This is a genomic window from Streptomyces misionensis, assembly GCF_007896895.1.
GTDB classification, from domain to species: domain Bacteria; phylum Actinomycetota; class Actinomycetes; order Streptomycetales; family Streptomycetaceae; genus Streptomyces; species Streptomyces misionensis_A.
Window position 1 is genome coordinate 68,813 of sequence record NZ_VOGW01000177.1, and the last position, 13,347, is coordinate 82,159.

At 71.6% G+C, this 13,347-nt stretch carries 12 protein-coding genes; 6 read left to right on the forward strand and 6 right to left on the reverse strand.

What is annotated here, in order from left to right:
* Positions 1 to 23: 23 nt before the first annotated feature.
* From FRZ03_RS29550 to FRZ03_RS29565, 4 genes are all read right to left on the reverse strand, one after another.
* Complete coding sequence (locus tag FRZ03_RS29550; protein ID WP_186785686.1) at positions 24 to 1,391, reverse strand: maltokinase N-terminal cap-like domain-containing protein; 1,368 nt, start codon at positions 1,389 to 1,391, stop codon at positions 24 to 26.
* A 92-nt stretch (positions 1,392 to 1,483) separates the two neighbouring features.
* The gene (gene treS, locus FRZ03_RS29555) at positions 1,484 to 3,184 is read right to left on the reverse strand and encodes a maltose alpha-D-glucosyltransferase (RefSeq protein WP_146468149.1); all 1,701 of its coding nucleotides are present in this window, start codon (positions 3,182 to 3,184) and stop codon (positions 1,484 to 1,486) included.
* Positions 3,181 to 5,172, reverse strand: coding sequence for an alpha-1,4-glucan--maltose-1-phosphate maltosyltransferase (locus FRZ03_RS29560; RefSeq protein ID WP_146468150.1), 1,992 nt, complete (start codon positions 5,170 to 5,172; stop codon positions 3,181 to 3,183). The genes treS and FRZ03_RS29560 overlap by 4 nt, the downstream gene beginning before the upstream one ends.
* A 108-nt stretch (positions 5,173 to 5,280) precedes the next feature.
* The gene (locus FRZ03_RS29565) at positions 5,281 to 5,580 is read right to left on the reverse strand and encodes a DUF5133 domain-containing protein (RefSeq protein ID WP_146468151.1); all 300 of its coding nucleotides are present in this window, start codon (positions 5,578 to 5,580) and stop codon (positions 5,281 to 5,283) included.
* Positions 5,581 to 5,883: 303 nt separating this feature from the next.
* Between FRZ03_RS29565 and FRZ03_RS29570 the strand changes: the two genes are divergently transcribed.
* Positions 5,884 to 6,396 (forward strand): pep a2, encoded by a 513-nt coding sequence (locus FRZ03_RS29570; protein ID WP_146468152.1) that lies wholly within the window; start codon positions 5,884 to 5,886, stop codon positions 6,394 to 6,396.
* Positions 6,393 to 8,540: a glycogen debranching protein GlgX gene (gene glgX, locus FRZ03_RS29575; RefSeq protein ID WP_146468153.1), complete on the forward strand. Its 2,148-nt coding sequence runs from the start codon at positions 6,393 to 6,395 to the stop codon at positions 8,538 to 8,540. The genes FRZ03_RS29570 and glgX overlap by 4 nt, the downstream gene beginning before the upstream one ends.
* A 15-nt stretch (positions 8,541 to 8,555) precedes the next feature.
* On the opposite strand, the gene FRZ03_RS29580 is transcribed toward glgX, so the two are convergent.
* The gene (locus FRZ03_RS29580) at positions 8,556 to 9,386 is read right to left on the reverse strand and encodes a VOC family protein (RefSeq protein WP_146468154.1); all 831 of its coding nucleotides are present in this window, start codon (positions 9,384 to 9,386) and stop codon (positions 8,556 to 8,558) included.
* Between the two features lie 129 nt (positions 9,387 to 9,515).
* On the opposite strand from FRZ03_RS29580, the gene FRZ03_RS29585 reads away from it, so the two are divergent.
* Positions 9,516 to 9,863, forward strand: coding sequence for an ANTAR domain-containing protein (locus FRZ03_RS29585; protein ID WP_146468155.1), 348 nt, complete (start codon positions 9,516 to 9,518; stop codon positions 9,861 to 9,863).
* 7 nt (positions 9,864 to 9,870) lie between these two features.
* Here the strand turns inward: FRZ03_RS29585 and FRZ03_RS29590 are convergent, their stop codons facing one another.
* Positions 9,871 to 10,671, reverse strand: a complete 801-nt coding sequence (locus FRZ03_RS29590) for an RNA polymerase sigma factor SigF (RefSeq protein ID WP_146468156.1) — start codon at positions 10,669 to 10,671, stop codon at positions 9,871 to 9,873.
* 282 nt (positions 10,672 to 10,953) lie between these two features.
* On the opposite strand from FRZ03_RS29590, the gene FRZ03_RS29595 reads away from it, so the two are divergent.
* From FRZ03_RS29595 to FRZ03_RS29605, 3 genes are read left to right on the forward strand one after another with little or no spacing between them, the layout of a single operon-like run.
* Entirely contained in the window at positions 10,954 to 11,508 is a 555-nt protein-coding gene (locus tag FRZ03_RS29595) for a MarR family winged helix-turn-helix transcriptional regulator (protein ID WP_261399396.1), read from the forward strand.
* Positions 11,505 to 12,401, forward strand: coding sequence for an ABC transporter ATP-binding protein (locus tag FRZ03_RS29600; RefSeq protein ID WP_261399397.1), 897 nt, complete (start codon positions 11,505 to 11,507; stop codon positions 12,399 to 12,401). Before FRZ03_RS29595 ends, FRZ03_RS29600 begins: the two co-directional genes overlap by 4 nt.
* Positions 12,361 to 13,221 carry an ABC transporter permease gene (locus FRZ03_RS29605; RefSeq protein ID WP_146468157.1) on the forward strand — a complete coding sequence of 287 codons (861 nt, stop codon included), beginning with the start codon at positions 12,361 to 12,363 and terminating at the stop codon, positions 13,219 to 13,221. The genes FRZ03_RS29600 and FRZ03_RS29605 overlap by 41 nt, the downstream gene beginning before the upstream one ends.
* Positions 13,222 to 13,347 lie beyond the last annotated feature (126 nt).

Consider the following 13,347-nt stretch of genomic DNA (forward strand, 5'->3'; position numbering starts at 1 on the left):
GAGTCTCCCGGGCGTGGATCGGGTCAGTTCGGGTCGGACGCGGCGAGGCGGCGGACCGCCGACAGCGGCACGGGCAGCCAGTCGGGGCGGTGGCGGGCCTCGTACACCACTTCGTAGACGGCCTTGTCGGTCTCGTAGGCGCGCAGCATGACCGGATCGGTGCGCGGGTCGTGCCCGGTCACCTCCGCGTACCCGGAGCAGAAGGCGGCCCGGCAGTCGTGCGCCCAGCGCGGTGCGGGCGGGCTCGCGGAGCGGGCGGCGTAGTCGAAGGAGCGGAGCATCCCCGCGACGTCCCGCACCGGCGGCTGCGGCAGCCGCCGCTCGGCCGGCGGCCGGGCCGGTTCCCCCTCGAAGTCGATCAGCGACCAGTCGCCGGACGGCGCGCGCAGGCACTGCCCGAGGTGCAGGTCCCCGTGCACCCGCTGCGCCGTCCAGGTCCGGCCCCCGGCCACCAGCTCGCCGAGCGCCGTGTACGCCGAGCGCAGCCCCTCCTCGTACGGCAGCAGCGCGGGCACCGCCTGGACGGCCGCCGCCAGCCGCTCGGTCATCCCCTGGACCAGCGGCCCCAGTTGGGCCGGACCGAGGGTGACCGTCGGCAGGGCGCGGGCGAGCGCGGTGTGCACCTCGGCCGTGGCCCGGCCCAGCGCCCGCGCCTCGGGGGCGAAGTCCTCGCCCTTGGCCAGCCCGCGCAGCGCCAGCTCCCAGCCGTCGGCGGCACCGCTCACGAACGGCTGGAGCACCGCCAGCACGTACGGCTCCCCGTCCAGTTCGGTACGGAGCCACGCCGTCGGCGCGGGCACCCGGGGGCAGCCCTCGCGGGCCAGCGCCAGCGGCAGTTCCAGATCGGGGTTGATCCCGGGGACCACCCGGCGCAGCACCTTCAGGATGAACGTGTCTCCGTACACCACCGAGGAGTTGGACTGCTCGGCGGCCAGCAACCGGGCCACCAGGTTCGGCCGTATCTCCCGGCGCGGGTCCCGCTCGAAGACCAGCCCGCCGACGCGGGCCCGGGAGCGCAGGGCCTCCAGGAGCACTTCGGCGGGCCGGGGGTCGTGGAGGGCGTCGTACACCGTGTGTCCGGCGAGCGGGCCGCTGTCCACATGGCCGATCAGCGCGGGCGCCAGCCGGGGCGGCAGCGCCTCGCGCACGCCTATGAGGAGCTGGTAGCAGTGGCCGGGTTGCCGTCCCGGTGGCTGATGGACCCGCAGCAGGATGTGGTACAGACCCAACCGGCCGCCGGGCGGCAGGAGTGGGGTGACGGCCACCGGGGTGAACCCGGTGACCGGGCGGCCCTTGCCCGCGAACCAGCGCTGCCGGGGCAGCCAGGCGCGCAGCAAGGGGGCCAGTGAGTCGAGGGTGGTGCTCGTCGAAGGGGTGACCGCTTCCGTCATGGGCGTCACGTCCTTTCCCCGGGTCGTCGGGGTGTCACTGTCGCGTGCCCGGGGCGGGGCGAGGGAAACGCCCCGCGGCGCGAGCGGTGGGACTACACCGCCTCCCGGCGCAGCCGGAACCAGTAGAAGCCGTGTCCCGCGAGGGTCAGCAGATACGGCAGCTCGCCCACCGCCGGGAACCGCACCCCGCCGAACAGCTCGACCGGGTGGCGCCCGCCGAACCGGCTCAGGTCCAGCTCGGTGGGCTGGGCGAAGCGGGAGAAGTTGTGCACGCACAGCACCAGGTCGTCCTCGTACTCGCGCAGGAAGGCGAGCACGGCGGGATTGCTCGACTGGAGTTCGGTGTACGTGCCGAGGCCGAAGGCGGGGTTCTGCTTGCGGATCTCGATCATGCGCCGGGTCCAGTGCAGCAGCGAGGACGGCGAGGACATGGCGGCTTCGACGTTGGTGACCTGGTAGCCGTAGACCGGGTCCATGATCGTGGGCAGGAAGAGGCGGCCCGGGTCGCTCGACGAGAAGCCGGCGTTGCGGTCGGGGGTCCACTGCATGGGGGTGCGCACGGCGTCGCGGTCGCCGAGCCAGATGTTGTCGCCCATGCCGATCTCGTCGCCGTAGTAGAGGATCGGCGAGCCGGGCAGGGACAGCAGCAGGGCGGTGAACAGCTCGATCTGGTTGCGGTCGTTGTCGAGCAGCGGGGCGAGCCGTCGGCGGATGCCGATGTTGGCGCGCATGCGGGGGTCCTTGGCGTACTCGGCCCACATGTAGTCGCGTTCCTCGTCGGTGACCATCTCCAGGGTCAGCTCGTCGTGGTTGCGCAGGAAGATGCCCCACTGGCAGCCCGACGGGATCGCGGGCGTCTTGGCGAGGATCTCGGACACCGGGTAGCGGGACTCGCGCCGTACGGCCATGAAGATCCGCGGCATCACCGGGAAGTGGAAGGCCATGTGGCACTCGTCGCCGCCCGAGGTGTAGTCCCCGAAGTAGTCGACCACGTCCTCCGGCCACTGGTTGGCCTCCGCCAGCAGCACCTTGTCCGGGTACTGGGCGTCGATCTCCTTGCGCACCCGCTTGAGGAACTGGTGGGTCGCGGGGAGGTTCTCGCAGTTGGTGCCCTCCTCCGCGTAGAGGTAGGGGACCGCGTCCAGCCGGTAGCCGTCGATGCCCAGGTCCAGCCAGAAGCGCAGGGCGGCCAGGATCTCCTCCTGCACCGCCGGGTTCTCGTAGTTGAGGTCCGGCTGGTGCGAGAAGAAGCGGTGGAAGTAGTACTGGCCGCGCACGGGGTCGTACGTCCAGTTGGAGGCCTCGGTGTCGACGAAGATGATCCGGGCGTCCTGGTACTGCTTGTCGTCGTCGGCCCAGACGTAGTAGTCCCCGTAGGGGCCGCCCGGATCGCGGCGGGACTCCTGGAACCACGGGTGCTGGTCGCTGGTGTGGTTCATGACGAAGTCGATGATCACGCGCATGCCGCGTTGGTGGGCGGCGTCCACGAACTCCACGAAGTCGGCGAGGTCCCCGAACTCCGGGAGCACGGCGGTGTAGTCGGCGACGTCGTAACCGCCGTCTCTGAGTGGCGACTTGAAGAATGGCGGCAGCCACAGGCAGTCCACGCCGAGCCATTGGAGGTAGTCGAGCTTGGCGGTCAGGCCCTTGAGGTCGCCGACGCCGTCGCCGTTGCTGTCGTGGAAGGAGCGGACCAGGACCTCGTAGAAGACGGCGCGCTTGAACCACCGCGGGTCACGGTCCCGGGCAGGGGTGTCCTCGAAGGTGTCCGGTACGGGTTCGTTGACGGTCATGACGCTGCGGGCCCTCCGTTCTCGGGCGTCGATCGCCGGACGTGGAGCACGTGCGCGGGCACCCGGCCGGGTGTCAGCCGCACGTAGTTGGTGCTGCCCCAGTGGTACGTCTCGCCCGTCAGTTCGTCGTGTACGGACAGGTCGGCGTGCCAGTCCAGGCCGAGTTGCGGCATGTCCAACGAGACCGTGGCCTCCTGGGTGTGACGCGGGTCGAGATTGACGACCACGATGACCGTGTCCGCCCCCGTGCTCTTGCTGTAGGCGAGCACGGCGTCGTTGTCGGTTTGATGGAAGCGGAGATTCCGCAGGCGCTGTAGCGCGGGATGACGGCGCCGGATGTGGTTGAGCTCGGTGATCAGGGGGGCGATGGTGTGGCCCTCGCGTGCCGCGGTTTCCCAGTCGCGTGGCTTGAGCTGGTACTTCTCGGAGTCGAGGTATTCCTCGCCGCCCTCTCGCAGGGGGGTGTTCTCGCAGAGTTCGTAGCCGCTGTAGACGCCCCAGCTGGGGGAGAGGGTGGCGGCGAGGACGGCGCGGACCTCGAAGGCGGGCCGGCCGCCGTGCTGGAGGTAGGCGTGCAGGATGTCGGGGGTGCTGGGGAAGAGGTTGGGCCGCATGTAGGCGGCCGCGTCCCCGCTCAACTCGGTGAAGTACTCGGTGAGTTCGTCTTTGGTGGTGCGCCAGGTGAAGTAGGTGTAGGACTGCTGGAAGCCGATCTGCGCGAGGGCGTGCATCATGGCGGGGCGGGTGAAGGCCTCGGCCAGGAAGATCACGTCGGGGTCGCGGCCGTTGATCTCGGCGATGACCCGTTCCCAGAAGAGCACCGGTTTGGTGTGGGGGTTGTCGACGCGGAAGATGCGCACCCCGTGGTCCATCCAGTGCCGCAGCACCCGCACGGTCTCCTTGACCAGGCCGTCCATGTCCGCGTCGAAGGCGATGGGGTAGATGTCCTGGTACTTCTTCGGCGGGTTCTCGGCGTAGGCGATGGTGCCGTCGGGGCGGTGGTGGAACCACTCGGGGTGTTTGTGCACCCAGGGGTGGTCGGGGGAGCACTGGAGGGCGAAGTCGAGGGCGATCTCCAGGCCCAGGGCGCGGGCCTGGGCGACGAAGTGGTCGAAGTCCTCGATCGTGCCGAGCTGGGGGTGGACGGCGTCGTGGCCGCCCTCGGGGGAGCCGATGGCCCAGGGCACCCCGACGTCGTCGGGGGTGGCGGTGAGGCTGTTGTTGCGGCCCTTGCGGAAGGTGCTGCCGATCGGGTGGATCGGGGGCAGGTAGACCACGTCGAAGCCCATGTCCGCGATCGGCTTCAGCCGGCGGGCCGCGCTGCGGAAGGTGCCGTGCGGCTGCTCGGCCGTGCCCTCGCTGCGCGGGAAGAACTCGTACCAGGAGCCGTAGAGCGCGCGCTCGCGCTCGACCAGCAGCGGCATCGGGTCCGACGCGGTCACCAACTCCCGCAACGGATACCGCGCGAGAACGTCCTGGACCTCCGGGCGGAGCGCGGGCTCGAGGCGGTCGTGGACCGAGCGGGAGTCGTCGCCGAGGGCGCGGGCGGCGGCGGCCACCAGGTCCCGCTCGGGGCCCCTCGGGACCCCGGCGGCGGCGCGCTCGTACAGCTCGGCGCCCTCCTCCAGGACCAGCCCCGTGTCGATCCCGGCCGGCACCTTGACCGAGGCGGCGTGCCGCCAGGTCGCCAGCGGATGGCTCCAGGCCTCCACCCGGAAGGTCCAACGGCCCGTCACGTCCGGGGTGACCTCGGCGCCCCACACGTCGCTGCCCGGGGACAGCTCGCGCATCGGGGTCCAGGGGCCGCGCCGGCCCCGGGGATCGCGCAGGACCACATTGGCGCCGACGGCGTCGTGCCCCTCGCGGAACACGGTGGCGGTGACCTGGAAGGTCTCCCCGGCCACCGCCTTCGCCGGGCGCCTGCCGCACTCCACGGCCGGCCGGACGTCGCGTACCGGTACACGGCCGATGGCCGGGGTCCTGCGCATGTATCTCACCTCCGCCGTGCGCGGAGCCGGGCACCGGCCCGGCTCCGCGATCCGAGAGCGGGGCCGGCCCCTGCCGGTCCCCGGGGGAACGCCTTGTACGGTGCCAGCTCAGGAGCTCGGCGCCGTGGAACGCCGCTCCGATGTCGGCGTCCTTCGTGCCGAATGGCGCGCCTTCGGCCGTCCGTCCTGCTCGCGCAGGTAGATGACCAGACTCGTGCGCAGATAGCGCTCCGCCGCGTCCGCCGCCTCGCGGGCGCAGCGTTTGCCCATCAGCACGCACAGGGTGTACCCCGAGTCCTCGAACGTGGCCCGGACCCTGCGGTCGTACGGCGAGGCGAGCATCACGCGCTCCCACGCCCGGTAACGCCGCAACTGCCGGGCCACTTCGGCCTTGGCGGGTAGCAGCATGGCCCTCTTCACCTTCCACGCTCTCGACTGGGCGCGTTCCCGACGGTCGGGTGATGACCGCGCGGGGGTGGGCGCGGCACCGTTACGGCGATCGAGGCTTTCACTCATGGTGCACGGGCGACGACGCAGCGTCTTGTTGGAGCTTCAATCAATCGGGGCGGCGGGCGTTCGTGTTGCACGAATGGCGTAGCGCCCGCACCGTGGAGGTGACTCAGAAGCGATCAACGCTCACGCTGTGTGTCCGGGATCCCTCCCGGACAGGGTGAGGGGAGCGAGAGCCGCGCCGGTGAGGAGCAAGCGACGATGAAGACCGCAGTGCCCTGCTACTACCACCTCGATGTGGAAGTCAGCCCGGAACGGGTGGGACAGGTCAGCCGCATCCTGGCCGCCCACCTGCGCTACTGGGACCTCGACAACCTCGTGGACCCGGTCTGCCGCGGCGCGGAACTGCTGCTGCACGCGATCGACCAGCACGCCAGGGACAAGCACACGTCCATCGAGATGTGGTGGAACGGGCAGCACCTCATCACCGCGTTCGGCGACGACGACCCGGACCTGCGCCCGGACCAGGATCTGCGGGCCGCCCTCGCGGACATCGCCGCCATGAGCGACGGCTGGGGCTGCTGCGCCCCCGACACCGGCAGCAAGATCATCTGGTTCTCGCAGCGGGCCCGGGCCGGCGAGCGGGTCCCGCTGGTGCCGCTGCCGCCCGAGCCCTTCCTGAGCACGGGCCTGACCGAGCCGCGCCGGCACCGGGTGGCCGTCCTGGCCGCGCCCGTGCCCGCCGGCGACACCACCCTGGAGGGCCGCCGGTGAGCCGCCGCACCGTCCGGAAGGGGCTGCCCGTGTGGAGCGGGCAGCCCTACCCGTTGGGTGCCGTCTTCGACGGACAGGCCACCAACTTCGCGCTGTTCAGCGAGGTGGCCGAGCGGGTGGACCTGATCCTCGTGGACGACGACGGCCGGGAGACCCCCGTACGGCTGCACGAGGTCGACGGCTTCGTCTGGCACGCCTGTCTGCCCGGCGTCGTGCCCGGCCAACGCTACGGCTACCGGGTGCACGGCCCCTGGCAGCCCGCGCTCGGCCACCGCTGCAACCCGGCGAAGCTGCTGCTCGACCCGTACGCCCGCGCCGTGGCCGGTCAGATCGACAACCACGCCTCGCTGTACGAGCGTTCACCGGACGGACCGGCCCCGGCCGACAGCGCCGGGCACTCCATGCTGGGCGTGGTCACCGACCCGTACTTCGACTGGGGCGACGACCGGCCGCCGCGCACACCGTACGCGGACTCGGTGATCTACGAGGCCCATGTGCGGGGGCTGACCCGCCTGCACCCCGAGGTGCCGGCGCGGCTGCGCGGCACCTACGCCGGGCTCGCCCACCCCGCCGTCATCGAGCACCTGACCTCGCTCGGGGTGACGGCGGTGGAGCTGATGCCGGTGCACCAGTTCGTCCAGGACGGGGTGCTCCAGGACCGCGGACTGTCCAACTACTGGGGCTACAACACCATCGGCTTCTTCGCCCCGCACAACGCGTACGCCGCCTTCGGCAGCCGGGGCGAGCAGGTCAACGAGTTCAAGGCGATGGTGAAGGCCCTGCACGCGGCCGGCCTGGAGGTCATCCTCGACGTGGTCTACAACCACACCGCCGAGGGCAACGAACGCGGCCCCACGCTGTCCTTCCGGGGCATCGACAACGCCTCCTACTACCGCCTGGTGGACGGCGACTGGGCGCACTACTACGACACCACGGGCACCGGCAACAGCCTGCTGATGCGGCACCCCTACGTGCTCCAGCTGATCATGGACTCGCTGCGCTACTGGGTCACCGAGATGCACGTCGACGGCTTCCGGTTCGACCTGGCGGCCACGCTGGCCCGGCAGTTCCACGAGGTGGACCGGCTGTCCGCGTTCTTCGACCTGATCCAGCAGGACCCGGTGATCAGCCGCGTCAAGCTGATCGCCGAGCCCTGGGACGTGGGGGAGGGCGGCTACCAGGTCGGCAACTTCCCGCCGCTGTGGTCGGAGTGGAACGGCAAGTACCGGGACGCCGTACGGGACTTCTGGCGCGCCGAGCCCGGCTCGCTGGGCGAGTTCGCCTCCCGGCTGACCGGCTCCTCCGACCTGTACCAGCACAGCAGGCGCCGGCCCCGCGCGAGCGTCAACTTCGTCACCGCGCACGACGGTTTCACGCTGCGGGACCTGGTGTCGTACAACGAGAAGCACAACGAGGCCAACGGCGAGGACAACCGGGACGGCGAGAGCCACAACCGGTCCTGGAACTGCGGGGCGGAGGGCGACACCGACGATCCCGCCGTGCTCGAACTCCGCGCCCGCCAGCAGCGCAACCTCCTCGCCACCCTGCTGCTGTCGCAGGGCATCCCCATGCTCTGCCACGGCGACGAACTCGGGCGCAGCCAGCGGGGCAACAACAACGCCTACTGCCAGGACAACGAGATCTCCTGGATCGACTGGAAGCTCACCGACGAGCAGCGCGGCCTCGCCGACTTCACCCGGCACCTGATCGCGCTGCGCGCCGCGCACCCGGTGCTGCGCCGGCGCCGCTTCTTCCGGGGCGAGACCGCGACCAACGCCGCGCAGCCGCTGCCCGACCTGATGTGGCTGCGGCCCGACGCCCGCGAGATGACCGGGCGGGACTGGCAGCGCGGGGACGCGCACTCCGTCGGCGTCTTCCTCAACGGCGACGCGATCGCCGAACGGGACGAGTACGGACGGAGGCTGATCGACGACTCCTTCCTGCTGCTGCTCAACGGCTACTGGGAACCGGTCGACTTCCGCCTGCCCGACCACACCTTCGCGGAACGCTGGACGACGCTCGTCGACACGGCCGACCCGGAGGGGGTCCCCGACGAACGCGAACGGAAGGCGGGGACGCGGGTGCGGGTGGAGGCCCGGAGTCTGGTGCTGCTGACGCGTCCGTCGCGCATCAGGGGTGCGTGAGGGACCGGTTCGGCCTCAGTGCGTGCGCCGGGACGTCACCGTGAACTGGGCGCCGTCGGCGTCCCGCAGGATCGCCTCCGTCTCGTCCTCCCGCAGCACGCTGCCGCCGTGCTTCTCCGCGGCCCGCGCGCACCCCGTGACGTCGGCGACGGCGAAGTGGATCTGCCAGTGCGGTCGTACGGAGGGGTCCGGGGCGGCCTCCACCGCGCCGGAGTCGATGCGCGCCACGGCGTCGCCCTGGCTGCGCAGGACGACCTCGTCGCCGTCGTACTCGACCTCGCAGCACCCCGGCTTCCCGGAGGCCCAGTCGAGGATCTCGCCGTAGAAGATCGCCGAGTCGAAGGCGTCGCGGGTGTGCAGCCGGATGAAGGTGGGGGCCGCGCGCCGCCACGCCTCCCAGTTGGAGACCAGTTCGCCCTGCCAGATCCCGAAGGTCGCGCCGTCCCGGTCGGCGAGCAGCGCGGCCCGGCCCGGCGGGAAGGACAGCGGGCCCACCGCCGCCGTACCGCCCCGCTCCCGGGCCCGGGCCACGGCGACATCGGCGTCCTGCACGGCGAAGTACGGCGTCCACGCCACCGCCATCTGCCACATCGCGGCCACGGCGGCGATCCCGGCCACCGGCACCCCGTCCGCCAGCGCGATCCGGAAGTGCTCGCCGAGTTTGGCCCCGCGCCAGCGCCAGCCCAGCACGGCCGTGTAGAAGTCCTGGGTCGCCTGGAGATCGCGGCTGGTCAGGCTCACCCAGCACGGTGCGCCGAAGACGGAGTGCGTGGAGACGACGTCCCCCCGGCGCGGCCCGTGCCCCGCGCCGTTCGTGCCGCCGCTGACAGGGGTGTCTTGGTTCATGGCAGTCGCGTCCTGCTTTCGTGGACCGGCCGGACACCGGTCTGGCTCCAGTGTCCGACCGGAAGCGGGTGGAACGCCTGTCGAGTACCCCCGGTGGCATGGAGGCAGGCCGCTGAGCAGGATGGAGAGATGGCACAGAGCGAGCCGGACAGGATCGCCGCGATGCAGGCGGAGATCGACCAGCTGCGGCAGGCGGTGTCCTCGCACGCGGTCGTCGACCAGGCGATCGGGATGGTGGTGGCCCTCGGCCGGGTCACCCCGGAGCAGGGGTGGGAGGTGCTGCGGGAGGTCTCCCAGCACACCAACATCAAGCTGCGCGACGTCGCCGAGCTGGTCCTGATCTGGGGCCGTCTGGGGGAGATGCCGCCCGAGATCGCCGCGGCGCTGGAGAGCGCCCTGGACCGGCACGGTCCCACGCGGATACCCGGCGGGGACACGGACCCGGCACCCCTGCCCGGCCGGCCGGAGCGGGCCTGAGCCCGCCTCAGCGGACCTCCGTGAGCAGTTCCTCGCGCAGCCGGTCGAAGCAGCCGCTGAGCAGCCGCGAGACGTGCATCTGCGAGATGCCGAGCTGCTGGGCGATCCGGCTCTGCGTCATCCCGCCGAAGAACCGCAGGTAGAGAATGGTGCGTTCGCGCTCGGGCAGCGCCGCCAGACACGGCTTGACGGCCGCCCGGTCCACGACGAGGTCGTACCCGGGGTCGGGACCGCCCAGCGAGTCCCCGAGGGCGTAGCCGTCCGTGCCGGCCACCTCCGCGTCCAGCGACAGCGCGGAGAAGCACTCCAGCGCCTCCATCCCGGTGCGCACCTCGTCCTCGTCCAGCTCGGTGTACGCGGCGATCTCGGCCACGGTCGGCGGCCGGCCCGGGGCGGACGACTGGGACAGCTCCTTCACCGCGGTGCGGACCCGGTTGCGCAGGTCCTGGACCCGGCGCGGCACGTGCAGGGTCCACATGTGGTCCCTGAAGTGCCGCTTGATCTCGCCGGTGATGGTGGGCACCGCGTACGCCTCGAAGGCGCGCCCGCGCGCGGGGTCGTAATGGTCGACGGCCTTCACCAGGCCCAGTGCGGCCACCTGGTAGAGATCCTCCAGGGACTCCCCGCGGCCCCGGAACCGTACGGCGATCCGCTCGGCCATGGGGAGCCAGAGCCGGACGAGTTCGTCCCGCAGCGCCCGGCGCTCGGGGCCGTCGGAAAGCTCCGCGAGCCGCTCGAAGGACTCGCCCGTGTCGGGCGCGTCGTCGTGCGGGTGGGGGCGGGGCTTGGTGCTGGCAGTGACACGCATGGCGCGCACCTCATCTCGGCCGGTGCTGGCTGGACAGACACCGTGGGAGGGCGCGCTTGGTCATATGACGGACACTGGGGCGTCCGGCCGCATCGCGGCCGGCTCCCACGGAAGTGCCTCCTGTCCGAAGCACATACATCGATTTTCCCACGCCCGGGCATCAACAAACAATTCGGTTCATATCGGGCAAAACAATTCGCCGGTCGACCGGCCTGTCGTCTTGACCTCCTCTTGGATGCGCGCGGCGGGCAGTTACCTCTGTAGCAGAGGTAATCTTCAGGCGTGGAAGACGAAGCGATACGAGGCCGCGGCGGCCAGGCGCCGCCCGGGACCTTCGAGACCGAGCTGACCGACGCGCTCGTCGGCATCCAGCGGCTGATCCGGCGCCGGCTGCGCGGCGGACTGGCCGGGCCACGGCTGCGCGGTGCCGAGGTGGAGCTGCTGCGGCTGGTGGAGTCCCGGCCGGGGATCGGCGTCTCGGAGGCGGCCAGGGAACTGCATCTGGCGAGCAATTCCGTCTCGACGCTGGTCAACCAGCTCGTGCGGGACGGCTACCTGGTCCGGGAGACCGATCCGGCGGACCGGCGGGCCGCGCGGCTGCGGCTGACCGGGGCCGCGGAGAAGCGCCTGGAGGACTGGCACCGGCGCCGCGCCGACCTGGTCGGGCGGCAGCTGAACCGGCTGGACGAGGCCGACCGGGAGGCCCTGCACGCGGCCCTGCCGGCCCTGCGCAGGCTGGCCGGCCATCTGCGCGAGGAGATCGAGGAGCCCGTGAGCGCGCCGGCCGGGACGACGCGGGCCCCGGAGGCACCCTGGACGAAGGGCACGCCATCATGACGACCGACCCGGCGGACCTGCCCGCCACCCCGGCACCGACGGCAGCCGACCCGGCGGAGGCGGCCGACGCCCCGGTCGAGGCCGTCAGCTGCACCGGGCTCACCCACGCCTTCGGCGACACCGTGGCCGTCGACGGGCTCGACCTGGCCGTCCGCCAGGGCGAGGTGTTCGGGCTGCTCGGGCCGAACGGCGCCGGCAAGACCACCGCCATCCGCTGCGTCACCACCCTGCTGCCGGTCCCCGCGGGCATGGTCCGCGTCTTCGGGCACGACGCCGCCAAGGAGCGGATGGGGGTGCGCCGCCTGCTCGGCTACGTCCCCCAGCAGCTGTCCGCCGACAGCGGGCTCACCGGGCGCGAGAACGTCGCCCTGTTCGCCCGGGTGTTCGATGTGCCGCGCCGGGAGCGCGCCGCACGCGTCGACCAGGCCCTCGCCGCCGTCGACCTCGCCGACGCCGCCGACCGGCTCGCCGGCACCTACTCCGGTGGCATGGTCCGCCGCCTCGAACTCGCCCAGGCCCTGGTCAGCGCGCCCCGGCTGCTGATCCTCGACGAACCGACCATCGGCCTCGACCCGATCGCCCGCACCGGCGTGTGGGAGCACATCAACGCGGTGCGCGAGGCCACCGGCATGACCGTCCTCGTCACCACCCACTACATGGACGAGGCCGACCAGTACTGCGACCGGGTCGGCCTGATGCACCGCGGCCGCGTCCGCGCCCTCGGCACCCCGGTCGAACTGCGCCGCGGTCTCGCCGAACGCCAGGGCGCCGAGACCCTGCCCACGCTGGAGGACGTCTTCCGGGACATCGCCGGCAGTGGCCTCGACGACAACACCGCAGGAGGTTTCCGTGATGTCCGAAGCACCCGCCGCACCGCGCGCCGCGTCGGCTGACCGCACTCCAGGGAAGGACGCCGCGCTGCTGCTCACGCCCCCGGTGCCGCGCGCCGGCTGGCGGCTGCTGCCCGCCCGGGTCTTCGCGATGTGCGCCGTGGAACTGCAGAAGCTGCGCCACGACCGCACCGAGCTGTACACCCGCGCGGTCCAGCCCGCCCTCTGGCTGCTGATCTTCGGTCAGACCTTCACCCGCATCCGGGCGATACCCACCGGCGGCATCCCGTACATCGACTACATGGCGCCCGGCATCATCGCCCAGTCCGCCATGTTCATCGCGATCTTCTACGGCATCCAGATCATCTGGGAACGCGACGCCGGCATCCTCAACAAGCTCCTCGTCACCCCGACCCCGCGCTCGGCGCTGATCACCGGCAAGGCGTTCGCGGCCGGCGTGAAGTCGCTGGTGCAGGCGATCGTCGTGATCGTGATCGCCGCCCTGCTCGGCGTCGCCCTGACCTGGAACCCGCTGAAGCTGCTCGGCGTCGCGGTGGCCGTGGTGCTGGCCTCGGTGTTCTTCTCCTGCCTCTCGATGACCATCGCGGGCATCGTGCTCAGCCGCGACCGGCTGATGGGCTTCGGACAGGCGATCACCATGCCGCTCTTCTTCGGCTCCAACGCCCTGTATCCCGTCTCGGTGATGCCGGGCTGGCTGCAGGCCGTCAGCAAGGTCAACCCGCTGAGCTATCAGGTCGACGCGCTGCGCGGGCTGCTGCTCGGCACGCCCGCGCATCTCGGCGCCGACTTCGGGGTGCTGGTGATCGCCGCGGCGCTCGGCATCACGGCGGCCTCCTCACTGCTCGGCCGGCTGGCTCGGTGATCCCCCTTCGGTGATCTTGCTCCGAACGTGATGTGCGGCACGCGCCGGGGCCGCGCCCGAAGGCGCCCGGAGGGATTCCTCCTGGGCAGCGCTTGATCGTCGATCAAAGGGTGCGAACCCCCTGGC

What these genes read in the sequence shown, in the direction of transcription:
- FRZ03_RS29550 (WP_186785686.1), bottom strand. Translation starts at nt 1,391, where the DNA reads ATGACGGAAGCGGTCACCCCTTCGACGAGCACCACCCTCGACTCACTG.
- FRZ03_RS29605 (WP_146468157.1), top strand. Translation starts at nt 12,361, where the DNA reads ATGTCCGAAGCACCCGCCGCACCGCGCGCCGCGTCGGCTGACCGCACT.
- FRZ03_RS29565 (WP_146468151.1), bottom strand. Translation starts at nt 5,580, where the DNA reads ATGCTGCTACCCGCCAAGGCCGAAGTGGCCCGGCAGTTGCGGCGTTAC.
- treS (WP_146468149.1), bottom strand. Translation starts at nt 3,184, where the DNA reads ATGACCGTCAACGAACCCGTACCGGACACCTTCGAGGACACCCCTGCC.
- FRZ03_RS29570 (WP_146468152.1), top strand. Translation starts at nt 5,884, where the DNA reads ATGAAGACCGCAGTGCCCTGCTACTACCACCTCGATGTGGAAGTCAGC.
- FRZ03_RS29590 (WP_146468156.1), bottom strand. Translation starts at nt 10,671, where the DNA reads ATGCGTGTCACTGCCAGCACCAAGCCCCGCCCCCACCCGCACGACGAC.
- FRZ03_RS29580 (WP_146468154.1), bottom strand. Translation starts at nt 9,386, where the DNA reads ATGAACCAAGACACCCCTGTCAGCGGCGGCACGAACGGCGCGGGGCAC.
- FRZ03_RS29585 (WP_146468155.1), top strand. Translation starts at nt 9,516, where the DNA reads ATGGCACAGAGCGAGCCGGACAGGATCGCCGCGATGCAGGCGGAGATC.
- FRZ03_RS29560 (WP_146468150.1), bottom strand. Translation starts at nt 5,172, where the DNA reads ATGCGCAGGACCCCGGCCATCGGCCGTGTACCGGTACGCGACGTCCGG.
- FRZ03_RS29600 (WP_261399397.1), top strand. Translation starts at nt 11,505, where the DNA reads ATGACGACCGACCCGGCGGACCTGCCCGCCACCCCGGCACCGACGGCA.